Source organism: Phenylobacterium sp. (assembly GCF_041913825.1).
GTDB lineage: Bacteria > Pseudomonadota > Alphaproteobacteria > Caulobacterales > Caulobacteraceae > Phenylobacterium.
On record NZ_JAYSEO010000014.1, the window covers coordinates 51324 to 74566 of the forward strand.

Below are 23243 nucleotides of genomic sequence, written 5' to 3' on the forward strand. Positions count from 1 at the left end.
CCGGGGCATGGCCCGGGGTCGTGGACGGTCGGGCTGGGCGGAGACCGCCTGGTTCTGCATCCAGGCCCAGAAGGCGCCCAGCAGCGCCTCCTTGGTGGGGAAGTAGCGATAGACGGTGCGCTCGCCGAGGCCGGCGTCCCTGGCCACGTCGGCGAAGCTCAGGTCCTCGAGCGACTGGCCGGCCTCCATCTGCCGGCCGACGGCGCGGAGGATCTGCTCGCGCGTCTCCGCCCGTTGCCGGTCACGCAGGCTGGGGGGCATGGGCGGTTTCATGGCAGCGGCACTGTCACCAAATCGCCGGTGGTGTCAAATCGACGGCGGCTCGGCGGCTCAGGCGGCTCAGGCGGCCAGCGGCTGCGGGACGTTCCCGGACGGGGCGGGCGCGCGGTCCAGCACCGACCAGTGCCGGAGCTTGGCCCATTCGAGGATCTCCAGCCGGCCGTCCATGTGCTCGACGAGCGCCGTGCAGCTCTCCACCCAATCGCCGTCGTTGACGTAGGCGATGCCGTCGATGTCGCGCATCTCGGCCTTGTGGATATGGCCGCAGATCACTCCGTCGACGCCGCGCCGGCGGGCCTCCTCGGCCACCGCCTGCTCGAAGTTCTCGATGAAGTGCAGGGCGTTCTTCACCCGGGTCTTCAGGAAGGCAGAGAAGCTCCAATAGCCGAAGCCCAGCCGGCGCCGCAGCCGGTTGGTGAGCGTGTTGGCGGCCAGCAGCGCCCGGTAGGACCAGTCGCCCAGGAAGGCCAGCCAGCGGGCATGCTGCACCACCCCGTCGAACTCGTCGCCGTGGGTGACGAGGAAGCGCCGGCCGTCGGCGGTCTCGTGGATGGCGTCGCGGGCGACCACCACCCCGCCGAAGTGGACGCCGCAAAAATCCCGCACCCGGTCGTCGTGGTTGCCCGGCACATAGGTGACCTGAACGCCCTTGCGGGCCAGCCGCAGGATCTTCTGGACCACGTCGTTGTGCGCCTGGGGCCAGTACCAGCCGCTCTTCATCTTCCAGCCGTCGACGATGTCGCCCACCAGATAGAGCTGGTCGCATTCCATGTGCCGGATGAAGTCGAGCAGCAGCTCCGCCTGGCAGCCGCGGGTGCCCAGGTGGATGTCCGAGAGGAACACGCTGCGATAACGCCGGATTCCAGGATCGCCCACTTTGCGCCCCCAACGCCTGGATTTTGACCAGTCGCTAGGCCGATTGCATGTCGGTTTCGTGAAACATCGGGGTGCGGCCTTGAAGCACTGGCTCGAACTCCCCTTGTGTTGGTAGGTATTGAGCGAGAGCAGACCCTCCCCAGGTCGCCGAAAATTGGTCCCGATGGACGCCAGAACCTATCCGGCGAAGGCGACGCCGAAGTCGCTGCGCACGCGTGCGCGTATCCTCGACGCCGCCATGCGCCTCTTCGCGGAGGTGGGCTACCACGCCGCCACCAACGCCATGATCGCCGACGCCGCCAGGCTCACCCGCGGCGCCATGCTCTACCACTTCGCGAGCCGCGAAGAGCTGGTCGAGGCCGCGGTCGCGCACATCGAGCTTGAGCGTGCGCGCCTCTTCGAGGAGGCGGGCTCCAGGCCGCACCCGCCGGGCGTGGACGCCACCGAGCACGCCATCGACAGCTACTGGGCCCTGCTCCACGAGATCCCGTTCGTCGCCTTCGCCGAGCTGGAGGCCGCGGCCCGCACGGACGCCATGCTGCGCGAGCGGCTGGCCGCCGCCCAGAGCGCCTTCGACCACGCCCAGGTGGGCGCCCGGTTCGGGGCCATCGTCCAGGCCGGCGCCGATCCGCGCTTCCAGACCAGCCGCGACCTCGGCCGCTTCCTGCTGGAGGGCCTGGCCAAGGGGTCGATGACCTATGACGAGGACGCCCGCCGCGAGCGGCTGCTCACCGTGGTCAAGCGGGCCGTCCGCATGCTGAACCGCAAGGGCGACATCCACGAGCTGTGGACGGAGTAGGCGGCGCTAGCTGCTTCCCCGCCGCGAGCTGTCGCCGCAGGGAACTGAGGGGGTCATCCGCAGGCGCCCGAGCGGACGCCCTCCGGCCCTCCGGGCCAGCTCTCCCGAGGAGGAGGGGCTCGATCAGCCCGCCAGCACGTCCTTCGGGTCAGCCACGTTCAGCAGGTCCTGGCCGGCGACGAAGCGGCGGAGGTTCTCCGCGAACAGGGCGTCGTTGCGGGTGTGCTGGCCGGTGGTGATGCCCGAGGCGTGGGGCGTCAGCGTCACCCGCGGATGGTCCCAGAACCGGCTGTCGGCCGGCAAGGGCTCGGTCTCGAAAACGTCCAGCACCGCGTGCTCCGGCCGCCCGGCGTCCAGGGCCGCCAGCAGCGCCGCCTCGTCCACCAGGCCGCCGCGGCCGACGTTCACCAGCACCGAGCGGTCCTTCATGGCCCCGAGAAAGCGGTCGTCCACCACGTGGCGGCTGTCCGGGGTGAGCGGGATCGACAGCACCACCACGTCGGCCTCGGGCAGCAGGGCGTGCAGCGCCTCCAGCGGCGCGATGGCGTCGGCCGCCGGGTGCGGCGCCTGGTTGCGGCGCAGGCCGGTGATCCGCGCCCCGAAGGCCCGGGCGCGCTCGGCCACCGCCTGGCCGATGGAGCCGAAGCCGACGATCAGCCAATGGGAGCCGTTCACCTCCCGAAACGCCAGCCGGTCCCAGGCGTGGCGGCCCTGGGCGGCGCGCCGCTCCGGCCCGCGCTGGAAGTGGTCGAGCACGCCCCACAGGACGTACTCCGCCATGCCGAGCGCCTGGCCGTGGCTGGTGGTCAGCGTCACCCCCTTGGTGACGAGCTGGCCGAAGATCGGCTGGTCGAAGCCGGCCGCCCCGCTCTGCACCCATTTGAGGTTCGGCGACTTCAGCAGGGCCACCATGTAGGGGCGGGCCGCCGGGCCGAAGAAGACGTCGGCGTTGGCCCAGCCGGCGCGGGCGTCGGCCTCGTCGGGCGCGACCTCCCGGCCGTCCAGGCGCAGCACGCCGTCCTCGCCCATGAGAACGGGCTCGACCCCTTCCGGAATCGAGCCCGCCAGCCTCCGGTAGGAGGGTTCGTAGATCATCAACCGCGTCATCCGGCGCACTATGGCCGGGGCGCGGCCCGGCTGGCTAGCGCCCGCCGGACTTGGCCTGCGGCATGGGCATGGAGGCGTTCTCCGCGCCGCCCCGCCGCCGGCCGAGCATCGACTGCACGGCGGCGAACTCGGTGCGGTCGATGCCGCCGTCCTTGTCCTTGTCGACCATGGCGAAGTACGGCTTCAGCCGGCTGCCCAGGTCGCCCTTGAGTTCGGCGAGCTGCACCTTGCCGTCGAGGTTGTCGTCCAGCATGCCGACCATGCGGCTCCGGTTCAGCTCGTCGTCGTAGGCCACCTCGCTCTTGGAGGTCTCGTCGACCCAGCGGTAGCGGATCGCCGTGTAGAACATCTCCTCGAAGGACTGGTCGCCCCACAGCACCGTCTTGGACGGGTCGGGGTTGGCCGGGTTCCGCTTGGAGTTGTCATAGGTGTAGTGGGCGATCAGCTTCGAGCCGGCCGGCACCTTCACCGGCTCGGCGAAGGTGTAGTGCCGCTGCCAGTTGAAGTCGTAGCGCGGCAGGGCCAGCAGCAGCTTCCGCTCGCCGTTCGGGTACTCGATCCACAGGTCGGACGCGTAGCCGCGGTAGTGGGCGTGCGGGAAGGCCGAATAGAGCAGGGCGTCCTTCGGGAAGCTGAGGTAGGCGACCTCCTTGTGGCGCGCCGCGCCGGCCGGGATGGTGATGGTGTTGTCGACGATCACCGAGTTGCGCATGACGAGGTCCGGCGTCTCGGTCTTGTCGTAGAAGTAGAGCGCGATCTGGCTCTTATCGACGACCTCCTTGCCGAACGGGGTGTAGTGCGCCTGGATGCCGATGGCCCCGCCCGGCGGCAGGTAGACCCCGGCGTTGTCGGGGGCGATCTCGGACTCGGCGCCCACCGCGTAGCCGCCCACGGACGATCCCCACTTGGTCTCGTAGGCCGGACCGTCCGGGATCTCCTTCATGTAGCCGGTCAGGATGTGGTGCACGCCCTGGCGCGCGCCGACCTTGACGGTGGAGGCGCGGATCCAGCGGCCCTCCTTGAGCGGATTGACGATGTAGGGGCGCTGGTAGTCGACCACGCCCGAGGCCGGGATGGTGTAGGCCGGCACGTCGAGGATCAGGTCGGGCTTGCCGAGCGGCCATTCGGGGGCCTTGCGGTCCACAGAGGCCAGCGGGTCGGGCCCGTCGCCGCGGGGCGCGCCGGCCTCGATCCAGTGGACGATCGTCTTGATCTCCGCGGGCGTCATGTTCTTGTTGTCGGAGAACCTGTTGACGTGCGGATCGGCGTTGTAGGGCGGCATCCGGTCGGTGCGCAGCACCTCGCGGATCATCGGCGAGAAGCCCTTCACCATCTCGTAGCTGGTCATCGAGAACGGCCCGATGGAGCCGGGCTGGTGGCAGGCCACGCAGTTCTTCTCGAGGATCGGGGCCACGTCCTTCGCGTAGCTGATCTTCGCGTGCTGCGCCTTCTTGGCCCGCTCGGGGAAGTCGATCAGGCAGCCGCGGGTGTTCATCGCCGCCTGCTGGACGGGCTTGCCGGCGAGCAGGGCGTCGAGGGCGTTGGCGGCGAACGGCTGGACGTTGGCCTTCTGGGCGCCGCCGTAGTCGATGCGGTCGTCGAGCGGCCCGCGGTAGACCACCTGCCAGGTCTTCGGGTCGATCACATAGACCTCGGCCGTGCGGGTGACGCCCAGCGCCTCGCCGACCAACTGGTTGGTGTCCATCAGCACCGGGATGTCGAGGCCGAACTCCTTCGCCTCTTCGGCGATGGACTCGCGGCTGTCCTGCAGGGCGGAGTTCAGCATCAGGAACTCGACGCCCTTGGCCTGGTAGGCGTCGCGCAGCTTCTTCAGCTCCGGGGTCATGGCCCGGGCGATCGGGCAGCCGTTCATGGTGCTGACGATCACGATCGCCTTGGCGTCGGCCATCCGGTAGAGCTCGTGGCCCTCCAGGTTCTGGTCGACGAGCATGAAGTTGTCGACGTGGCCGGGCAGGGCGGCGACGGCGGCCGTCTCCCGGGCCGCGGCGTCGCCGGCGCTGGCCAGCGCATTCGGCGCTCCGTCGGTGGTGCAGCCGAACAGGAGCATCGAGCCCCCGACCGCTGCGAGCACGGAGATGCGTGCTGCCTGCATGTGTGTTCCTCCCTGTCCCCTTCGGTCCGTCTCGTCCGCGTGCGGCGGCGGCGAACCTGAACGCTGTTCAGGGATGTTAGACAGCATACCGGCGTTGCATCAATGTTTCGGTGACGCCTGCGTCATCGATTCCGTTCTGCGGAAATCCAGGCGTCGACCCGGGCCTCCAGCACCGCCATCGGCAGCGGGCCGGCCAGCAGCACGGCGTCATGGAAGCGGCGGATGTCGAACCGGTCGCCCAGCGCCTGGCGGGCCTTCTGGCGCAGCTCCACGTACTTCCGCTCGCCGATCTTGTAGGCCAGCGCCTGGCCCGGCCAGGAGACGTAGCGGGCGAGCTCCACCTCGATGTTCAGGGGGCTGAGCGCCGTGTTCTCGGTGAAGCAGGACCGCGCCTGGTCGAGGCTCCAGCCCTTCCAGTGGATGCCGGTGTCGGCGACCAGACGGCAGGCGCGCCACATCTCGTAGGAGAGCTGGCCGAACCGTTCGTAGGGGGTGCGGTAGATGCCCATCTCGCCGGCCACCCGCTCGGAATAGAGGCCCCAGCCCTCCACGAAGGCGGTGAAGGCGAAGGTCTCGCGGCGGAAGGCCGGCACGTTCTCCAGCTCCTGCGACAGGGCGATCTGCAGGTGGTGCCCCGGCACCGCCTCGTGGGCGGTAAGCGCCGGCAGCTCGTGCAGGCCGCGCTGGTCCAGGGCGTAGGTGTTGACCATGTAGCCGCCGGCGACGCCGAGCTGGGGCGAGCCCTGCCAGTAGCGGCCGGTGGTGTAGGCCTGCTCCAGGTCGGCGGGAACGGGGCGGACGCCGTAGGTCAGTCGCGGCAGGGTGCCGAAGTAACCGGGAAGCTTGTCGTCGATCCGCTTGGCGATCTCCGAGGCCTTCTCCATCAGGTCCTCGCGGCTGGTGGCGTAGAACCGCGGGTCCTTGCGCAGCATGGCGATGAACCCGGCCCGGTCGCCGGTCCAGCCGGCCTCCTTCATCGCCACCTCCATCTCGGCCTGGATGCGGGCCACCTCGCTGCGGCCGATCTCGTGGATCTGGTCGGGCGTGAGGTCGGTGGTGGTGTGGTCGCGGACCACGTAGCGGTAATAGGCCTCGCCGTTCGGCAGCGAGCGGGCGCCGAGCTGCGGCCGCGCCGCCGGCAGGTACTCCCGCTCGAGGAAGGTGACGAACTCGCGCCGCACGCCGCGGAGGGCCTCGACGGCCGTGCGGGCGCGGGCCCGCAGCGCCGACTGCTCGGCGGCAGGAACGGTGTCGGGCAGGGCGGCCAGCGGCTGCAGCAGCGGGTCCTGGTCGACCGGCGCGGCGAGCGCCTCGCGCATCTGCTTCAGCACCACCTCGACGCTGGAGCGGGGCTGGGTGAAGCGGGTCCGGGCGCCGCGGCGCAGGTTCTCGATGTTGTCGCGCCAGTTCTTCGGCGTGGCCTCCAGGCGCGCCACCAAGGCGCGGGCGTCTTCCGTCGTGCGGATCGGGGTGGTCTGCGCCAGGTAGCCGATGGTGTCGTAGAAGCCGCCGTCCGAGGAGATCTGGATGCGGGCGACGTCGAAGGCCAGCGCCTGGAGCTGGCTGTCCACCACCCAGGCCAGCAGGTCGCGGTTCAGCCTGGCGTCCGCCGTGAGGCCGGCGTCGGGGATCGCCTTCAGCCGCTGCTGGAAGCCGGCGAGCGCGGCCTTGCGGCGGGCGTCGGCGGCGGGGGTCACGTCCGGCAGCCTGGCGAGCGCGCCGCGGTCGCCGAGGCGGCCGGCGGTGACCGGGTCGTCGGCCAGCCACCAGGCCTCGTAGTCGGCGACCAGCTTCTGCACGGCGGCGTCCTGTGCGAGCGCCGGCCCGGCCAGCAGCATCAGGACGAAAGCCAGGATCAGGCGACGCATGCGGATCACTCCCCCGTTTTGCGCGGCCAAGCTGGCCCATGGCGGCCGCGGCGCCAAGGCTTGTCGGCGCGCGCGGCGCGCGGCAATGGTGGCGGTTCGTCGGGAGGGCAGTCATGAGCTTCATCACGCGCCGCAAGGCCATCGAGGCGCCGCCGAGCCACGGGGACGGCCAGGGCCTGAAACGCACCCTGGGCTGGCCGCACCTGGTGGCCCTGGGCGTGGGCGCGATCATCGGCACCGGCATCTACACCCTGATCGGCGTCGGCGCCGGCCAGGCCGGGCCGGCGGTGATCCTGTCCTTCGCCATCGCGGGCGCGGTCTGCGCCTTCGCCGCCCTGTGCTACGCCGAGATGGCCAGCCTGATGCCGCAGGCGGGCTCGGCCTATTCCTACGCCTACGCCGGCATGGGCGAGCTGGTGGGCTGGATCATCGGCTGGAGCCTGATCCTCGAATACACGGTGGTCTGCTCGACCGTGGCGGTGGGCTGGTCCGGCTACGCCCAGGGGTTCCTGGTCAGCCGCGGCTGGGGCCTGCCTGAGGCGCTGGCCGCCGGGCCGTGGGGCGAGCCGGCCGGGCTCGTGAACCTGCCGGCGGTGTTCATCACCCTGATGGTCACCGGCCTGCTGCTGGTCGGCACCCGCGAGAGCGCGACGGTCAACTTCTACCTGGTGATCTTCAAGGTCGTGGCGCTCGCCGCCTTCGTGGCCCTCGCCCTGCCGGCCTTCGACCCCGCCAACTTCCAGCCCTTCATGCCCTACGGCTTCAACGCCCACGAGGTGGGCGAAGGGGTGAAGCGCGGCGTGATGGCCGCGGCGGCGGTCATCTTCTTCGCCTTCTATGGCTTCGACGCCATCTCCACGGCGGCCGAGGAGGCCAAGAACCCCGGCCGCGACCTGACCATCGGCATCGTCGGCTCCATGCTGGCCTGCGCCGCCATCTACATGCTGGTGGCGGCCGCGGCGCTGGGCGCCTCGCCGTTCGCGGTGTTCGCCAAGAGCGGCGAGCCGCTGGCCTTCATCCTGCGCGAACTCGGCCACCCGCTGGTGGCGGTGCTGATCGCCGCGGCCGCGGTGATCGCGCTGCCCACGGTGATCATGGCCTTCATGTACGGCCAGAGCCGGGTGTTCTTCGCCATGTCCCGCGACGGCCTGCTGCCGAAGCGGCTGTCGGCGGTCAACGCCCGCGGCGTTCCGGCGGCGGTGACCATCCTGACCGGCGTCTGCGCCGCGGCCATGGCCGGCTTCCTGCCGCTCCGGTTCATCGCCGAGGTGGCCAATGCGGGGACGCTCGCCGCCTTCATCGCCACAGCCATCGCCATGATGATCCTGCGTCGTCAGCGGCCGGACCTGGCCCGCCCGTTCAGGACGCCGCTGTGGTGGCTGGTGGGCCCGCTGGCCGTGCTGGGCTGCCTCTACCTGTTCGCCAGCCTGGCGGCGGTCACCCAGCAGATGTTCCTCGTCTGGAACGTGGTCGGCCTGCTGGTGTACCTGCTCTACGGCCGCACCCGCAGCCGGCTGGCCTGAGGCCCGGTCCCCCGCGAGGGGAGGGGCGCTACTCGTCGAAGCCGGGCGGCCGGTCGGCGAGCTCGCGCAGGTAGACGCCGTACTCGCTCTTGGCCATGCGCCCGGCGAGCTTGAGGAGCTGGTCTCGGTCGATCCACCCCTGGTGGAAGGCGATCTCCTCCAGGCAGCCGATACGCAGGCCCTGGCGCTGCTCGAAGGTGCGGATCAGCTCGCCGGCCTGGATCAGGCTGTCGTGGGTGCCGGCGTCCTCCCAGGCGAAGCCGCGGCCGAGCAGCTCCACGTGCAGCTCGCCGGCCTCCAGGTAGAGCTGGTTCAGCGCGGTGATCTCGAGCTCGCCCCGCGCCGAGCGGGTGAGCGTCTTGGCCAGCTCGCTCGCGCGGCCGTCGTAGAAGTAGAGGCCGGTCACCGCCAGATTGGACTTGGGCGAGGTGGGCTTCTCCTCGATGGAGAGCGCGCGGCCTTCGGCGCTCATCTCCACGACGCCGTAGCGCTCGGGATCGTGCACCGGATAGCCGAACACCGTGGCCCCGTGTTCGCGCGCGCCGGCGTTCTTCAGCATGTGGCTGAAGCCCTGGCCGAAGAAGATGTTGTCGCCGAGGATCATCACGCTCGGCTCGCCGTCCACAAAATCCTCGCCCAAGATGTAGGCCTCGGCGAGACCGCCGGGGGTGGGCTGGACCACGTACTCGAAGCGCACGCCGAGCTGCGAGCCGTCGCCCAGCAGGCGCTGGAAGCCGGCCTGATCCTCCGGCGTGGTGATCACCAGGATCTCGCGCACGCCGGCCAGCATCAGCACCGACAGCGGGTAGTAGACCATCGGCTTGTCGTAGACCGGCAGGAGCTGCTTGGAGACCGCGATGGTCAGGGGGTGCAGCCGGGTGCCGGCGCCGCCGGCGAGAATGATCCCGCGGCGGTTCATGCGGCGGCTCCTTGCATTGCGTTCAGCTTCGCGACCACGTCGGCCAGCGCCGCGCGCCAGGGGCGGAGCTCCACGCCGAACACGGCCTTCAGGCGGCTGGAGTCCAACTCGGCGTTGAGGGCGCGCCTGGCCGGCGTCGGGAAGGCGCTGGTGGGCACGGGCTCGATCTGCGGCGACAGGCCGGCGAGGTCGAACAGGGCCTTGGCCATCTCGGTGCGGGTGGCGACGGTGGGGCCGACGAGGTGCAGCAGGCCCCACTCCGGCGCGCCGGCGGGGGCGCGGGCCAGGCGCTCGGCCTGGTCGAGGAGGAAGGCCGCCACGTCGCCGCTGGCGGTGGCGCGGCCACGCTGGTCGTCCACCACCTTCAGCACCGGCTGGCTCCTGGCGAGCCGCAGCATGATCTGCAGAAAGTTCTGGCCGTAGGCCGAGAACAGCCAGGTCACCCGGCCGACCAGGGCGCGGTCGCAGTTGGCCAGCACCGCCTGCTCGCCGACCAGCTTGGAGGCGCCGTAGACGTGCAGCGGGGCGGGCGCGTCGGTCTCGAGGTAGGCGCCGTCCTTTGCGCCCGAGAACACCATGTCCGTGGAGATGTGCACCATCGGTACGCCGCGCGCCTGGCAGGCCCTGGCCATGGCCTCGGGCGCACGGGCGTTGACGGCGTAGGCCAGGTCGGGCTCGGCCTCGGCCTTGTCGACCGCGGTATAGGCGGCGGCGTTGACCACCAGGTCGATGTCGCCGGCCTCCAGGATGGCCCGGCGGATCGCGTCGACGTCGGTCAGGTCGGCCTCGGCGCGGGAGAGCGCGGTGACCTCCACCCCGTTCCCCGCCCGGTCGAGCACCTCGCGGGCGAGCTGGCCCGTGGCGCCGAACTGCAGGATGCGGACGCTCACGACGCCTTCACCAGCCCCAGGCGCTCGGAATGGAAGCCGCGCTCGCGGATGCCCTCGATCCAGTCGCGGTTCTCCACGTACCAGCGCACCGTCTGTTCCAGGCCTTCCGGCAGGGCGACGCGCGGGCTCCAGCCGAGCTCGCGCTCCAGCTTCGAGGCGTCGATGGCGTAGCGGAAATCGTGGGCCGGGCGGTCGGTGACGAAGGTGATCTTCTCGGCGTGCGGGGTGTTGGCGGGCGCCACCTTGTCGAGCTCGGCGCAGATCATCCGCACCACCTCGATGTTGCGCCGCGAGCTGTCGCCGCCGATGCAGTAGGTCTCGCCCAGCGCGCCCTTGCCGATGACCAGCAGCAGGGCCTCGGCGTGGTCGTCCACGTGCAGCCAGTCGCGCACCTGGCGGCCGTCGCCGTAGACCGGGATCGACTTGCCCTCCAGCGCCCGGGTGATCACCGTCGGGATCAGCTTCTCGGGGAATTGGAACGGGCCGTAGTTGTTCGAGCAGTTGGTGAGCACCACGGGCAGGCCGAAGGTCCGGCCCCAGGCGCGCACGAGGTGGTCGGCCCCGGCCTTCGACGCGGCATAGGGCGAGGTGGGGTCGTACGGCGTCTCTTCCGTGAACTCGCCGTCCTCGCCGAGCGCGCCGAACACCTCGTCCGTCGAGACATGGTGGAAGCGAAAGGCGGACTTCTGCGGCTCGGGCAGGGCCATCCAGTAGTCGCGGGCGGCCTCCAGCAGGACGGCGGTGCCCATGATGTTGGTGCGCACGAAGTCGATGGGGCCTTCGAGCGAGCGGTCCACGTGGCTCTCGGCCGCCAGGTGCATCACCGCGTCGGGCCGATGCTTGGCGAAGATCTCGCGCACCCGGGCCTGGTCGCAGATGTCGGCCTGCTCGAAGGCGTAGCGCGGGTCGTTCGCCACGCCGGCGACGTTCTCGAGGTTGGCGGAGTAGGTGAGGACGTCGAGGTTCACCACCTCGTGGCCGTCGGCGATGGCCCGGCGCACAACGGCCGACCCGATGAAACCGGCCCCGCCCGTGATCAGGATCTTCATGCGGTCTTTCTAGTCTTCTCTGCGGCCCCAGCCGCCGCGGCGGTCGACCATCCCCCGCGCCCTCTTACAACGAAACGGCGCCGGCTCAACCCTGGCCGGGCCGCGCGCCGTTCCGCCGCACGGGTTGAAGCGGGATCGTCGCGGCCCGTAAGATCGTTCCGGGGACCTCCGCGAAGGCGGAGGGCGAGGGGAGCTTGCGCGTGACGGCCACTGGAGACACCGCGGGCGGACGGCCCGCCGCCGGACCGCTGCGGAAGGGGCCGGACCTGACGACCGGGCCGATCGGCAAGACCCTGATCCTGTTCGCCCTGCCGGTGCTGGGCTCGAACGTCCTGCAGTCCCTCAACGGCTCGGCCAACGCCATCTGGGTCAGCCACGTGCTGGGCGAGGCCGCGCTGACCGCCACCTCCAACGCCAACCAGATCATGTTCCTGATGCTGGGCGCGGTGTTCGGGGTGTCGATGGCCTCGAACATCCTGATCGGCCAGGCGGTGGGCGCCCGAGACACGGCCATGGCCAAGAAGGTGGTGGGGACATCCACGGCCTTCTTCCTGCTGCTGTCGATCACCGTGGGCGTCGCCGGCGTGACTCTGACCCCGCACATCCTCGACGCCATGGGCACGCCGGCCGACGCGCGCGCTGACGCCATCGCCTATCTGCGGGTGATCTTCACCGCCATGCCTTTCATGTACTTCTTCTCGTACGTGATGATGGCCCAGCGGGGGACCGGCGACAGCCGCACGCCCTTCTACTTCTCGCTGCTCACGGTCGGCCTGGACGTGGTGCTGAACCCGCTGCTGATCATCGGGCCGGGGCCGCTGCCGACGCTCGGCATCGCGGGTTCGGCGACGGCGACCCTGATCGCCCAGACGGTCACCCTCTTCGCCATGCTGGTCCACCTCTACCGCAAGGGTTCGATCCTGGTGATCCGACCCTCGGAGGCCCGGTTGCTGATCCCGGATCCTGGCATCATCCGGTCGCTGGTGCTCAAGGGCCTGCCGATGGGCTTCCAGATGATGGTCGTCAGCCTGGCGGCGGTGACCATGATGGGGCTGGTCAACCAGTATGGCTCGCAAACCGCGGCGGCCTATGGCGCAGCGGCGCAGCTCTGGACCTACGTCCAGATGCCGGCCATGGCGCTGGGCGCGGCGGTCTCGTCCATGGCCGCCCAGAACGTCGGGGCCGGCCGCATGGACCGGGTGGAGCAGGTGGCCCGCAAGGGCGCGCTCTTCGCCCTGCTGTTCACCGGCACGCCCGTGGTGATCCTGTTCTTCGCCGACCCTATCGTGCTGCGGGCCTTCCTGCCCGGCGACAGCCCCTCCCTGGCCATCGCCCAGCACATCAACAGCTACGTGCTGTGGGGCTTCATCGCCTTCGGGATCGCCTTCATCTTCTCGGGCGTGGTGCGGGCGACCGGCGCGGTGTGGCCGCCGCTGCTGGCCATGGTCATCTCGCTGTGGGGCGTGCGGATCCCGTTCGCCAACCTGCTGGAGCCGAGCCTGGGCGCCGACGCGGTCTGGCTGAGCTTCCCGGTGGGCAGCGTCACCACCCTGTTGCTGGCCGGTGGCTACTACCTGTGGGGCGGCTGGCGGAAGGCCAGGATGCTGGACGTGAAGCCCAGCACCGATGCGCCTGACACCGGTTTCGGCCACCCCGTGGTCGAGGAGGCCGAGGGCATCGCCGACGGCCTTACCCGTTCGTCTCCATCAGGGCCCCGTACGTCAGGGTCCGGAGCTCCCGCCGAATAGGCCAGGTGGAGGACGGGATGAGCTGGGTCATGAAGACCGCGGTCACCTCCTCCACCGGATCCACCCAGAAGGCCGTGGAGGCCATGCCGCCCCAGTAGAACTCGCCGGGCGACGAGGGCAGCAGGGTCTTCGGCGGGTCGAACACCACGGCGAAGCCCAGGCCGAAGCCGACGCCGGCGTTGGTGCTCTCGGAGAACAGCGAACGCGACATCTGCGTCAGGTCCTGGCGGCCGGGCAGGTGATTGGCGGTCATCAGGCGCAGCGTCTTGGGCGCCAGGATCCGGGCGCCGTCCAGTTCGCCGCCGTTCAGCAGCATATTGGCGAACCGCAGATAGTCGGCGGCCGTGGAGACCAGGCCGCCGCCGCCGGACAGCAGGGTGGGCGCGCCGAGGTAGGGGCTCTTGTGCGGATCGTCCTGCAGCTTCGGCCGGCCGCCGGGGACGTGGTCGTAGCAGGCGGCGAACCGGGCGCGCTGGTCCTCCCGCACCGAGAAGCCGGTGTCGGCCATCTTCAGCGGCTCGAAGATGCGCTCGGCGAAGAAGCGGTCGAGCGACTGGCCCGAAACCGTCTCGACGAGGTAGCCGACCACGTCGGTGGACACCGAGTAGTTCCAGGCCTCGCCGGGCGAGAACTCCAGCGGGATCTTCGCCAGCTCGGCGACCATGCCCTCGAGATCGCGGCCGCCGTGCATCCGCTCGATCTCCGCCTTGCGGTAGGCGGCGTCGACATTGGTGCGGCTCTGGAAGCCGTAGGTCAGGCCCGAGGTGTGCCGCAGCAGGTCGACCACCTGCATGGGCCGGGCCGGCGGGGTGGTGAGGTAGGGGCCGGCGCCGGCGGAGAAGACGCCGAGGTCCTTCCAGGCCGGGATGTGCTTCGCCACCGGATCGTCCAGCGCGATCAGCCCTTCCTCCACCAGCATCATCAGGGCGACGGAAGTGACCGGCTTGGTCATGGAGTAGATGCGGAAGACGGTGTCCTCGGCGAGGGCCACGCCGCGCTCCGGGTCCTGCTGGCCGAGCACGGTCTGGTGGACCACCTGCCCCTGCCGGGCGAGCACGAACTGGGCCATGGGCAGGCGGCCCTCGTCCACGTAGCGCTTCAGGTGGCGGTCGATCCGGGCGAGCCGGTCGGCCGAGAAGCCCAGGGTCCTGGCGCGGTTGATCTGGTCCATGGGCGGGCTCCTCCGTTGGCGGCCATTTGCCCCCGGCGGGGGCGCGGCGGCAAGGCCGAAGGCCCTCTCCCGACCCTCCCCGACTTCGCTGCGCTCGGGGGAAATGAGGGGGAGCGACGGCCTAGCGCGCGAGGTCGGTGAAGCTGACGTTGCCGATGGGGTACTGCGCCCAGTCCCTGTAGTCGAAGTGCCACCACTCCTGCTCGTAGACGGCGAAGCCCTCGGCCTCCATGGCGGCGCGCAGCCGGTCGCGGAGCGCACGCTGGCGGCTCGTGCCGCCGACGAAGTCCGGAAAGGCGCGGAGCGAGAACTCGTCGTAGCGGCTCGGCATCTCCACGGGCTTGCCGGTCTTCAGGTCGTAGAGGGTGAGGTCCACCGCACAGCCGCGGTTGTGCCGCGAGCCCTTCGCCGGGTCGGCGACGAAGCCGCGGCTGGCGGGCGGAGTGGCGTCCCAGAACATCTTCGTCACGAACCAGGGGCGATAGGCGTCGTGGACCAGCAGGCCATAACCTTCCGCTCTCAGCCGGCGGGCGGCGCGGCCCAGGGCCTCGGCCGCGGGCCGCTGCAGCCAGGCGCCCGCCCGCTCGTAGAGCGGCACGCCCATGAAGTTGTCCCGGCCGGCGTAGCGGATGTCGAGGCGGATCGCGGGATCGACGGTGGTCAGGTCCACCAGGTCGGCCGGGCGCTTGCCGGTCTCGGCCGGGGGCGTGGCGGCCCGGGCGGCGGCGCGCAGGGCGGCGGGATCGGCCTGCACGGCGCGGCGGATGGCGGCCTGCGCCTCGGCCCCGAAGTCGCGCTTCTCGAGCCGCACCCCGCCCACGGTGGCGGCGTCGCCGAACAGGATGGCCCGCGGCTCGCCCGCCGCAGTGGCGTAGAAGCGGCCCTTCACGCGGACCAGCGGCGCCGCCTTCAGTCCGAGCCCGTCGGCGTGTAGCCGGCCGTCCTTCTCGTAGACCACCAGCGGCCGCTCGGACTCGCCGTAGAGGCCGATGTGCTCGCGGACCGACCGGGGCGGCTCGGGCGGCAGCTCCAGCGCGAGCAGCGCCTGGGGGGCGAGCGCGGCCAGCCCCACAAGGGCCGCAAACAGGCGTCTTCTCATGCCGCCGAGCTTAGGGCGGGCGCCGAGGCTGACAAGCGCCGTTGCGCTGACCCGGCGTCCGCCTGATAGTGTGTCCATACCGGACCTACGAAAACAACGAGCGCCGGCGGGAGGACGAATGGCCTGGGATTTCGAGACCGACCCCGAGTTCCAGAAGAAGCTGGACTGGATCGAGGACTTCATGCGCGAGGAGGTGGAGCCGCTCTCCCACCTCGGGATCGCCGTCTACTCGTCGGTGGGCCGCGAGAAGTTCATCAAGCCCCTGCAGCAGCAGGTGAAGGACCAGGGCCTGTGGGCCTGCCACCTCGGCCCCGAGCTGGGCGGCCAGGGCTATGGCCAGGTGAAGCTCGCCCTGATGAACGAGAAGCTGGGCCGCAACAGCCTGGCCCCCACGGTTTTCGGCTGCCAGGCGCCCGACAGCGGCAACGCGGAGATCATCGCCCACTACGGCACCGAGAAGCAGAAGGCGCAGTACCTCTGGCCGCTGCTGAACGGCGACATCCGCTCGGCCTTCTCCATGAGCGAGCCGACCGGCGGCTCGGACCCGCTGACCTTCCGCACCACGGCGGTGCTGGACGGGAACGAGTGGGTGATCAACGGCGAGAAGTGGTTCTCCACCAACGCCAAGTACGCCAAGGTCCTGGTGCTCTATGCGGTGACCGACCCGGACGCCAAGGACCCCTACCGCCGGACCTCCATCTTCCTGGTGCCCACCGACACGCCCGGCGTGGAGATCGTGCGCAACGTGGCCGTGGGCGCGGGCGGCGAGATCGGCGGCGGCAACGAGGCCTATGTCCGCTACACCAACGTGCGGCTGCCCTACGACGCCCTGCTGGGCGACCGGGGCCAGGCCTTCGTCATCGCCCAGGTGCGGCTGGGCGGCGGCCGCGTGCACCACGCCATGCGCACGGTGGGGGCCTGCAAGAACGCCCTCGACCTGATGTGCCGCCGCGCGGTGTCGCGGACCACCCGGGACGGCCGGCTGAGCGACCTGCAGATGGTGCAGGAGCAGATCGCCGACAGTTGGATCCAGCTCGAGATGTTCCGCCTGCTGGTGCTGCGGACCGCCTGGCTGATCGACAAGCACAAGGACTACCAGAAGGTCCGCAAGGACATCGCCGCCATCAAGGTGGCCATGCCCAAGGTCTACAACGACATCGCCACCAAGGCCGCGCACCTGCACGGGGCGCTGGGCGTCTCCAACGAGATGCCGTTCATGCACATGGTGACGTCGAGTCTGGTCATGGGCATCGCCGACGGGCCGACCGAGGTCCACAAGGTCACCGTGGCCAAGCAGGTCCTGAAGGACTACGCCCCGGACAACGATCTCTTCCCGAGCTACCACATCCCGAAGCTCCGCGAGGAAGCGCAGAAGCGCTACGCCAGCGAGCTGAAGGAGATCCGGGACCACTACGCCGGTCGCGAGCGCAGCCGCGCCGAGCCGGCCTGACGTTGGAGTATCGCAGTGCCTGACACCTGGCCGGTCATGTCCATCGCCGAGGCGCACGCCCGCCTCACCCAGCCGGGCTCCCGGTTCGAGATCGAGGAGGCGGTGATCCGCGGCGTCCCGACGAAGGTCTGGAAGAACGCCCCGCCGACGCTCCGCCACGTCTTCGAGAACGCCCGCAGCTTCGCGGACCGCGAGTTCCTGATCTACGAGGACGACCGGGCGACCTACGAGGGCTTCGCCCGCGCGGCCATCGCGCTCGCCCATCGGCTGCAGGCCGAGGGCGTCGCCAAGGGCGACCGGGTGGCGGTGATCATGCGCAACCTGCCGGAATGGCCGGTGGCGTTCTACGCGGGCGTGCTGACCGGCGCGATCGTCACGCCGCTGAACGCCTGGTGGACGGGTCCCGAGCTGGAGTACGGCCTGGCGGACTCCGGGGCGAAGGTCGCCATCGTCGACGACGAGCGGCTGGAGCGGATCGCCCAGCACCTGGACGCCTGCCCGGACCTGAAGCGGGTCTTCGTCTCCCGGATGAAGGGGACGCCCTCCGACGCCCGGGTCGAGCGGCTGGAGGACGTGATCGGGCCGGTGAACAGCTGGGGCGGGCTGCCCGACCGGCCGCTGCCGGAGGTGGACATCCAGCCCGACGACGACGCCACCATCCTCTACACCTCGGGCACCACGGGCAAGCCGAAGGGCGCGCTGGGCACCCACCGCAACATGACCTCCAACGTCGCCGCCGGCGGCATCTCGGCGGTGCGCAACTTCCTGCGGGCCGGCGAGCCGATCCCGGAATCCGATCCCCACAAGCTGCCGCAGCGGGTCACCCTGCTGGTCATCCCGCTGTTCCACGCCACGGGCCTGTCGGCCACCCTCGGACCCAGCATGAACGCCGGCGGCAAGCTGGTCTTCATGCGCAAGTGGGAGGCGGAGCCGGCCATGCGCCTGATCGAGCGGGAGAAGGTCAACGCCACCGGCGGCGTGCCGACCATCGCCTGGCAGCTCATCGAGCATCCGGCCCGCGAGAAATACGACCTGTCGTCGCTGCAGGCGGTGACCTACGGCGGCGCGCCCTCGGCGCCCGAGCTGGTCCGCAAGATCGCCGAGACCTTCCCGGGCTCGCAGCCGGGCAACGGCTGGGGCATGACCGAGACCACGGCCACCTTCACCTCGCATCTGGGCAAGGACTACGAGAACCGGCCGGACAGCGCCGGCCCCGCCGCGCCGGTGGGCGAGATGCAGATCCGCGACCCGTCCGACGGCCGGACGGTGCTCGCGCCGAACGCGGTGGGCGAGCTCTGGGTGAAGGGGCCGCAGGTGGTGAAGGGCTACTGGAACAAGCCCGAGGCCACGGCCGAAACCTTCGTGGACGGCTGGCTGCGCACCGGCGACCTGGCGCGCGTGGACGAGGAAGGCTTCCTGTTCATTATCGACCGCGCCAAGGACATGCTGATCCGCGGCGGCGAGAACATCTACTGCGTCGAGGTGGAGAACGTCCTCTACGAGCACCCGGACGTGATGGACGCCGCCATCGTCGGCGTGCCGCACAAGACGCTCGGCGAGGAGCCGGCGGCGGTGGTGCACCTGCGGCCGGGCGGCACGGCGACCGAGCAGGCGCTGCGGGACCTGGTGCGCTCGCGGCTGGCGGCCTTCAAGGTGCCGGTGAAGGTGGTCTTCTGGCCCGAGCCCCTGCCGCGCAACGCCAACGGCAAGATCCTGAAGATCGAGCTGAAGAAGGTGGTGGCGCCCGAGCCGGAGCCGGCGTGAGGGCGCGCCCTCTCCCGCTCGCGGGAGAGGGAACAGCCTCGACGGCAGGCTGTCGCCCGCCTACAGGTTCCGGCATGACCGCGACCCGTCCGCTGATCGTGGGCCTGGGCGGCACCGTCCGTCCCGGCTCCTCGACGGAGAGAGCCCTGGCCTTCAGCCTGCGCGCCGCCGAGGCGGCGGGGGCGGAGACGCGCCTGCTGGGCGGCGAGTTCCTGACCCGCCTGCCGGTGTTCGACCCGAGGCCCGGCGAACCCGACCCCGCGCAGCGGGAGCTGGCCGACGTCGTGCGGGCGGCCCAGGGCGTGATCGTCGCCACACCGGGCTATCACGGCTCCATGTCCGGCATCGTCAAGAACGCCCTCGACACCCTCGAGCTGACCCGGGACGACCCGGCGCCCTACTTCCAGGGCAAGCCGGTGGGCGTCATCGTCACCGCCGACGGCTGGCAGGCGGCCGGCACCACCTTGATGGCCGTCCGCTCGATCATACATGCCCTGAGGGGCTGGCCGACGCCGTTCGGCGCGGCCCTCAACGCGCAGCTCGGCCTGTTCGACGAGGCGGGGGACTGCCGCGAGGCGAAGGACGCCTGGCAGCTCTCCACCGTCGCCGAACAGGTGCTGGACTTCGCCAGAATGAAGGCTTCGACGCCATGAAGCGCCCCTACCTCGTCACCCCGTCCGACATCGCCAAGGAGGAAGACTCCGTGTCCTCCGCCATCAGCCCCATCGAGGACATCATCGAGGACGCCCGCAACGGGCGGCCCTACATCCTCGTCGACGCCGAGGACCGGGAGAACGAGGGCGACGTCATCATCCCCGCCCAGTTCGCCACGCCCGAGCAGATCAACTTCATGGCCAAGCACGCGCGCGGCCTGATCTGCCTGTCGATCACCGGCGAGCGGGCCCGGCAGCTTCGCCTGCCGCCCATGGCCACCGACAACCAGTCAGGCCACGGCACCGCCTTCACCATCTCCATCGAGGCCCGTGAGGGCGTCACCACCGGCATCTCGGCGCACGACCGCGCCCACACCATCGCCGTGGCCATCGACCCCACCAAGGGCGTGGACGACGTGGTCTCGCCGGGCCACGTCTTCCCGCTGGTCGCCAAGGACGGCGGCGTGCTGGTCCGCGCCGGCCACACGGAAGCCGCGGTGGACATCAGCCGGATGGCCGGACTCAACCCGGCCGGGGTGATCTGCGAGATCATGAAGGACGACGGCTCCATGGCCCGCCTGCCGGACCTGGTGGCCTTCGCCCAGCTCCATGGTCTGAAGATCGGTACGATCGCCGACCTGATCGCCTACCGCCGCCGCACCGAGCGGCAGGTGGAGCGGGTGCTGGAGACCCCGTTCGAGAGCGCCTACGGCGGCCGCTTCCGGATGGTCATCTACCGCAACGTCCTGGACGGGACGGAGCACGTGGTGCTGACCAAGGGCCGGATCGATCCCGACAAGCCGACCCTGGTCCGCATGCACCGGGTGGACCTCGCCACCGACATGCTGGGCGCGGTGGAAGCCCGCCGCGCCTACGTACCCAAGGCGCTGGAGGCGATCGGCCAGTACGAGGGCGCGGGCGTGGCGGTGTTCATCCGCGACAGCAATCCGCACTGGCTGTCCGAGCGCTATGGCCAGCCGCAGGCCGACCACAGCCAGAACGTGCTGCGCGACTACGGCATCGGCGCCCAGATCCTGCTCGACCTCGGCGTGCGCGACATGCTGCTGCTGACCTCCTCGGCCACCGTCCTGCCGGGCTCCGGCGGCTACGGCCTGAAGATCGTCGGGCGCCAGCCGCTGGACTGACGCCGTCCCTCTGAACCCCACCCGCGCCTCCCGCATTCCGGGAGCATGAGCCAACTGCGCATCGGCTGCTCGGGGTGGGTCTACAAGGACTGGACGGGACCCTTCTATCCGCTCGGGACCAAGGACAAGGACCGGCTCGCCTACTACGCCACGCGCTTCGACACCGCCGAGATCAACGCCAGCTTCTACCGCCTGCCGTCGGAGAAGATGGTCGCCGGGTGGGCGGAGCGGCCGCCGGAGGGCTTCCTATTCGCCTGGAAGGTCAGCCGGTTCATCACCCACAACAAGAAGCTCAAGGACTGCGGCGACTCCGTCGCCCTGGTGTTCGGCCGCATGGCGCCGCTGGCCGACCGCTACGGCCCCGCGCTGATCCAGCTCCCGCCGCAGCTCCGCCGCAACGACGAGCGCCTGGCGGACTTCCTGAAGCTGCTGCCGAAGGGCCGCCGCCACACGGTCGAGTTCCGCCACCCGTCCTGGTACGACCCGGCGGTGTTCCGCATCCTGGCGGACTTCGACGCCAGCCTCTGCATCTCCGACCATCACCACGCGCCGGCGCCCTGGGAGGTGACCGCCTCGTGGGTCTATGTGCGGGGGCACGGGCCCGGCGGCCGCTACTTCGGCCGCTACCCCGACGAGGAACTGGCCCTGTGGACCCGGCAGATCGAGGGCTTCCGGGCCCGCGGCCTCGACGTCTACGCCTACTTCGACAACGACATCAAAAGCGCCGCGCCCTTCGACGCCGAGACCCTGAAGGCGATGACCGGCGCGGTTCCCTACGCCAGCGCGGCCTAAGGGCGTTCCGCGACAACCCGTCGCGGCGGGATTTCGCGCGCCGCGCCCATCTGGGGTGCGCCCACCGGCCGCAAGGCCTCCGGATTGCCGCCGTTCACCTAATCCCTTAAGTAAATGAAGGGGATGGGTTGGCTAGAGTTTGCGTGAGACCGCCCATGCCCATCCTCGCCGAAGACGCCCGAGCCGAGCTGGACGACGCCGGACACGCCGCCGTCCAGGACACGGACGCCCTGACCGGCCTGCGCTGCCAGTGTCCGGTGTGCCTCGGCCAGGCGACGGTGACCGGCGAGCCCGCCGCGGCGGCGGGCGGCGAGACGCTGGGCCCGCAGGCCTACCTCAACGCCGACCAGCGCGACGGCTACGCCAGTAACGGCAAACAGAGCTACAGCATCGACGAGGCCGCCTGGCAGATCATCCGCGGCGACGCGGGTTGGGGCGGGCGCCTCGGCCAGGGCTTCACCGTCACCTACGGCTTCCGTTCGACTGCGCCGGGCACGATGCCGGACGACGCCTCCGGCTTCCAACGCTTCAACGCCGCCCAGATCGCCCAGGCCGAACTCGCCCTGCAGAGCTGGTCCGATGTGGCCAACATCCGGTTCACGCGCGTCGGCGTCGGGACCGCCGGAGAGGGCGCCTACAGCAACAACGCCGCCATCCTGTTCGGGAACTACACGTCGGGTGTCGAGGGCGCCTCGGCCTTCGCCATGTTCCCGGGCTCGACGAGCGCCGGCTCGGCGGCCGGCGACGTCTGGATCAACGCCTCGATCGGCTACAACGCCAGCCCGACGTCGACGAACTACGGCGGCATGGTGCTGACTCACGAGATCGGCCACGCCATCGGCCTCGCCCACCCGGCCGAGTACGACGCGGGCAGCGGCGGCAGCGTCACCTATGCGGTCAACGCCACCTATTACGAGGACAGCCGCCAGTACACGGTGATGAGCTACTTCGGCGAGGGCAACACCGGCGGCAACTTCGGCGGGGTCTACGCCGCCGCGCCGCTGCTGGACGACATCGCCGCCGTGCAGCTCGAGTACGGGGCCAACCTGGCGACCCGCACCGGCGACACCGTCTACGGCTTCAACGCCACCGCCGATCGGCCGTGGTTCGTGGCCGCCTCCAGCTCCAGCAAGCTGGTGTTCGCCGCCTGGGACGCCGGCGGCGCCGACACCTTCGACTTCTCCGGCTATTCCCAGGCCCAGGTCATCGACCTGCGCGAGGGCTTCTTCTCCAACGTCGGCGGCCTCAGCGGCAACGTCGCAGTGGCCAAGGGCGCGGTGATCGAGAACGCCAAGGGCGGCGCGGGCGGCGACCGGATCAACGGCAACGCCGCGGCCAACAACATCGCTGCGGGCGGCGGCAACGACACCGTCTCGGGCGCGGAGGGCCGCGACTACCTGCGGGGCGACGCCGGCAACGACTCCCTCACCGGCGGGGCGGAGTTCGACGACATCAACGGCAACATGGGCAACGACACCGCCTCCGGCGGTCTCGGCGACGACTGGGTGGTCGGCGGCCAGGACCAGGACGTGCTCTACGGCGACGAGGGCGCGGACATCGTCTACGGCAACATGGGCGACGACACCCTCTGGGGCGGCGTCGCGGCCGACCTCGTGCGCGGCGGCCAGGGCCACGACCAGTTGCGGGGCGACGACGGCGACGACTGGCTCTCGGGCGACCGCGGCAACGACACCATCACCGGCGGCCTGGGCGCGGACATCTTCCACGGCTCGCAGGACGCCGGCGTCGACCGGATCACCGACTTCAGCCTCGCCCAAGGCGACCGGGTGCAGCTCGACCCGGGCACCACCTATACGCTCCGCCAGTCGGGCGCCGACACCCTGATCGACATGGGCGGCGGCCACCAGATGGTGCTGGCCAACGTGCAGCTCTCGAGCCTCACCGGCGGCTGGCTGTTCGGGGCCTGACGGCGCGGCGTCGCGCCGCCGTTGCCCCCGCGCAGGCCCCGGCCTAACACTCGGGCCGGGGGGCGCGTGC

18 protein-coding genes and 1 pseudogene are annotated in these 23243 nt (G+C 70.6%); 9 read left to right on the plus strand and 10 right to left on the minus strand.

Annotation, left to right across the window (positions count from 1 at the left end; all coding sequences use genetic code 11):
* Nucleotides 1-84: 84 nt before the first annotated feature.
* Nucleotides 85-273 (minus strand): annotated as a pseudogene (locus ACE3Q8_RS13450) (TetR/AcrR family transcriptional regulator); the annotation flags it as partial.
* 66 nt (nucleotides 274-339) lie between these two features.
* A complete protein-coding gene (locus ACE3Q8_RS13455; RefSeq protein WP_374470786.1) occupies nucleotides 340-1155 on the minus strand; it encodes a UDP-2,3-diacylglucosamine diphosphatase in 816 nt (271 codons plus the stop codon).
* Nucleotides 1156-1318: 163 nt separating this feature from the next.
* Between ACE3Q8_RS13455 and ACE3Q8_RS13460 the strand changes: the two genes are divergently transcribed.
* Nucleotides 1319-1954, plus strand: coding sequence for a TetR/AcrR family transcriptional regulator (locus ACE3Q8_RS13460; RefSeq protein ID WP_374470787.1), 636 nt, complete (start codon nucleotides 1319-1321; stop codon nucleotides 1952-1954).
* A gap of 123 nt (nucleotides 1955-2077) precedes the next feature.
* Here the strand turns inward: ACE3Q8_RS13460 and ACE3Q8_RS13465 are convergent, their stop codons facing one another.
* The 3 genes from ACE3Q8_RS13465 to ACE3Q8_RS13475 all read right to left on the minus strand — a co-directional run bounded on the left by ACE3Q8_RS13465 (nucleotide 2078) and on the right by ACE3Q8_RS13475 (nucleotide 7042).
* Nucleotides 2078-3049 (minus strand): D-2-hydroxyacid dehydrogenase, encoded by a 972-nt coding sequence (locus ACE3Q8_RS13465; RefSeq protein WP_374470788.1) that lies wholly within the window; start codon nucleotides 3047-3049, stop codon nucleotides 2078-2080.
* Between the two features lie 46 nt (nucleotides 3050-3095).
* Complete coding sequence (locus tag ACE3Q8_RS13470) at nucleotides 3096-5174, minus strand: redoxin family protein (protein WP_374470789.1); 2079 nt, start codon at nucleotides 5172-5174, stop codon at nucleotides 3096-3098.
* A 122-nt stretch (nucleotides 5175-5296) separates the two neighbouring features.
* Nucleotides 5297-7042 (minus strand): DUF885 family protein, encoded by a 1746-nt coding sequence (locus tag ACE3Q8_RS13475; protein WP_374470790.1) that lies wholly within the window; start codon nucleotides 7040-7042, stop codon nucleotides 5297-5299.
* Between the two features lie 113 nt (nucleotides 7043-7155).
* Between ACE3Q8_RS13475 and ACE3Q8_RS13480 the strand changes: the two genes are divergently transcribed.
* Nucleotides 7156-8565 (plus strand): amino acid permease, encoded by a 1410-nt coding sequence (locus tag ACE3Q8_RS13480; protein WP_374470791.1) that lies wholly within the window; start codon nucleotides 7156-7158, stop codon nucleotides 8563-8565.
* 28 nt (nucleotides 8566-8593) lie between these two features.
* On the opposite strand, the gene rfbA is transcribed toward ACE3Q8_RS13480, so the two are convergent.
* Genes rfbA through rfbB form a run of 3 tightly spaced genes read right to left on the minus strand, consistent with a single transcriptional unit; the run spans nucleotide 8594 to nucleotide 11423 of the window.
* The gene (gene rfbA / locus ACE3Q8_RS13485; RefSeq protein WP_374470792.1) at nucleotides 8594-9484 is read right to left on the minus strand and encodes a glucose-1-phosphate thymidylyltransferase RfbA; all 891 of its coding nucleotides are present in this window, start codon (nucleotides 9482-9484) and stop codon (nucleotides 8594-8596) included.
* The gene (rfbD, locus tag ACE3Q8_RS13490; protein ID WP_374470793.1) at nucleotides 9481-10374 is read right to left on the minus strand and encodes a dTDP-4-dehydrorhamnose reductase; all 894 of its coding nucleotides are present in this window, start codon (nucleotides 10372-10374) and stop codon (nucleotides 9481-9483) included. Before rfbD ends, rfbA begins: the two co-directional genes overlap by 4 nt.
* On the minus strand, nucleotides 10371-11423 hold the full coding sequence (rfbB, locus tag ACE3Q8_RS13495) for a dTDP-glucose 4,6-dehydratase (protein ID WP_374470794.1): 1053 nt from the start codon (nucleotides 11421-11423) through the stop codon (nucleotides 10371-10373). The genes rfbD and rfbB overlap by 4 nt, the downstream gene beginning before the upstream one ends.
* Before the next feature lie 200 nt (nucleotides 11424-11623).
* Between rfbB and ACE3Q8_RS13500 the strand changes: the two genes are divergently transcribed.
* Nucleotides 11624-13171 carry an MATE family efflux transporter gene (locus ACE3Q8_RS13500; RefSeq protein ID WP_374470795.1) on the plus strand — a complete coding sequence of 516 codons (1548 nt, stop codon included), beginning with the start codon at nucleotides 11624-11626 and terminating at the stop codon, nucleotides 13169-13171.
* Here ACE3Q8_RS13500 and ACE3Q8_RS13505 read toward each other — a convergent pair.
* Both ACE3Q8_RS13505 and ACE3Q8_RS13510 read right to left on the minus strand, forming a co-directional pair.
* The gene (locus ACE3Q8_RS13505) at nucleotides 13113-14342 is read right to left on the minus strand and encodes a serine hydrolase domain-containing protein (protein ID WP_374470796.1); all 1230 of its coding nucleotides are present in this window, start codon (nucleotides 14340-14342) and stop codon (nucleotides 13113-13115) included. The genes ACE3Q8_RS13500 and ACE3Q8_RS13505 overlap by 59 nt on opposite strands.
* A 121-nt stretch (nucleotides 14343-14463) precedes the next feature.
* Entirely contained in the window at nucleotides 14464-15441 is a 978-nt protein-coding gene (locus tag ACE3Q8_RS13510) for a M15 family metallopeptidase (RefSeq protein ID WP_374470797.1), read from the minus strand.
* Between the two features lie 118 nt (nucleotides 15442-15559).
* Here ACE3Q8_RS13510 and ACE3Q8_RS13515 point away from each other — a divergent pair, with 118 nt between their 5' ends.
* The 6 genes from ACE3Q8_RS13515 to ACE3Q8_RS13540 all read left to right on the plus strand — a co-directional run bounded on the left by ACE3Q8_RS13515 (nucleotide 15560) and on the right by ACE3Q8_RS13540 (nucleotide 23173).
* Nucleotides 15560-16891, plus strand: coding sequence for an acyl-CoA dehydrogenase family protein (locus tag ACE3Q8_RS13515; protein ID WP_374470798.1), 1332 nt, complete (start codon nucleotides 15560-15562; stop codon nucleotides 16889-16891).
* A 36-nt stretch (nucleotides 16892-16927) separates the two neighbouring features.
* A complete protein-coding gene (locus tag ACE3Q8_RS13520) occupies nucleotides 16928-18655 on the plus strand; it encodes a class I adenylate-forming enzyme family protein (RefSeq protein ID WP_374470866.1) in 1728 nt (575 codons plus the stop codon).
* A 74-nt stretch (nucleotides 18656-18729) separates the two neighbouring features.
* A complete protein-coding gene (locus tag ACE3Q8_RS13525; RefSeq protein WP_374470799.1) occupies nucleotides 18730-19308 on the plus strand; it encodes an NADPH-dependent FMN reductase in 579 nt (192 codons plus the stop codon).
* The gene (ribB, locus tag ACE3Q8_RS13530) at nucleotides 19305-20453 is read left to right on the plus strand and encodes a 3,4-dihydroxy-2-butanone-4-phosphate synthase (protein ID WP_374470800.1); all 1149 of its coding nucleotides are present in this window, start codon (nucleotides 19305-19307) and stop codon (nucleotides 20451-20453) included. The genes ACE3Q8_RS13525 and ribB overlap by 4 nt, the downstream gene beginning before the upstream one ends.
* 45 nt (nucleotides 20454-20498) lie before the next feature.
* On the plus strand, nucleotides 20499-21245 hold the full coding sequence (locus tag ACE3Q8_RS13535; RefSeq protein WP_374470801.1) for a DUF72 domain-containing protein: 747 nt from the start codon (nucleotides 20499-20501) through the stop codon (nucleotides 21243-21245).
* 155 nt (nucleotides 21246-21400) lie between these two features.
* Entirely contained in the window at nucleotides 21401-23173 is a 1773-nt protein-coding gene (locus ACE3Q8_RS13540; protein ID WP_374470802.1) for a M57 family metalloprotease, read from the plus strand.
* Nucleotides 23174-23243: the final 70 nt, after the last annotated feature.

Bases quoted from the DNA above. Each gene is read 5' to 3' on its own strand.
- ACE3Q8_RS13460 (WP_374470787.1), top strand. From the start codon at position 1,319: ATGGACGCCAGAACCTATCCGGCGAAGGCGACGCCGAAGTCGCTGCGC.
- ACE3Q8_RS13465 (WP_374470788.1), bottom strand. From the start codon at position 3,049: ATGATCTACGAACCCTCCTACCGGAGGCTGGCGGGCTCGATTCCGGAA.
- ACE3Q8_RS13470 (WP_374470789.1), bottom strand. From the start codon at position 5,174: ATGCAGGCAGCACGCATCTCCGTGCTCGCAGCGGTCGGGGGCTCGATG.
- ACE3Q8_RS13475 (WP_374470790.1), bottom strand. From the start codon at position 7,042: ATGCGTCGCCTGATCCTGGCTTTCGTCCTGATGCTGCTGGCCGGGCCG.
- ACE3Q8_RS13480 (WP_374470791.1), top strand. From the start codon at position 7,156: ATGAGCTTCATCACGCGCCGCAAGGCCATCGAGGCGCCGCCGAGCCAC.
- rfbA (WP_374470792.1), bottom strand. From the start codon at position 9,484: ATGAACCGCCGCGGGATCATTCTCGCCGGCGGCGCCGGCACCCGGCTG.
- rfbB (WP_374470794.1), bottom strand. From the start codon at position 11,423: ATGAAGATCCTGATCACGGGCGGGGCCGGTTTCATCGGGTCGGCCGTT.
- ACE3Q8_RS13505 (WP_374470796.1), bottom strand. From the start codon at position 14,342: ATGGACCAGATCAACCGCGCCAGGACCCTGGGCTTCTCGGCCGACCGG.
- ACE3Q8_RS13510 (WP_374470797.1), bottom strand. From the start codon at position 15,441: ATGAGAAGACGCCTGTTTGCGGCCCTTGTGGGGCTGGCCGCGCTCGCC.
- ACE3Q8_RS13515 (WP_374470798.1), top strand. From the start codon at position 15,560: ATGGCCTGGGATTTCGAGACCGACCCCGAGTTCCAGAAGAAGCTGGAC.
- ACE3Q8_RS13520 (WP_374470866.1), top strand. From the start codon at position 16,928: ATGTCCATCGCCGAGGCGCACGCCCGCCTCACCCAGCCGGGCTCCCGG.
- ACE3Q8_RS13525 (WP_374470799.1), top strand. From the start codon at position 18,730: ATGACCGCGACCCGTCCGCTGATCGTGGGCCTGGGCGGCACCGTCCGT.
- ribB (WP_374470800.1), top strand. From the start codon at position 19,305: ATGAAGCGCCCCTACCTCGTCACCCCGTCCGACATCGCCAAGGAGGAA.
- ACE3Q8_RS13535 (WP_374470801.1), top strand. From the start codon at position 20,499: ATGAGCCAACTGCGCATCGGCTGCTCGGGGTGGGTCTACAAGGACTGG.
- ACE3Q8_RS13540 (WP_374470802.1), top strand. From the start codon at position 21,401: ATGCCCATCCTCGCCGAAGACGCCCGAGCCGAGCTGGACGACGCCGGA.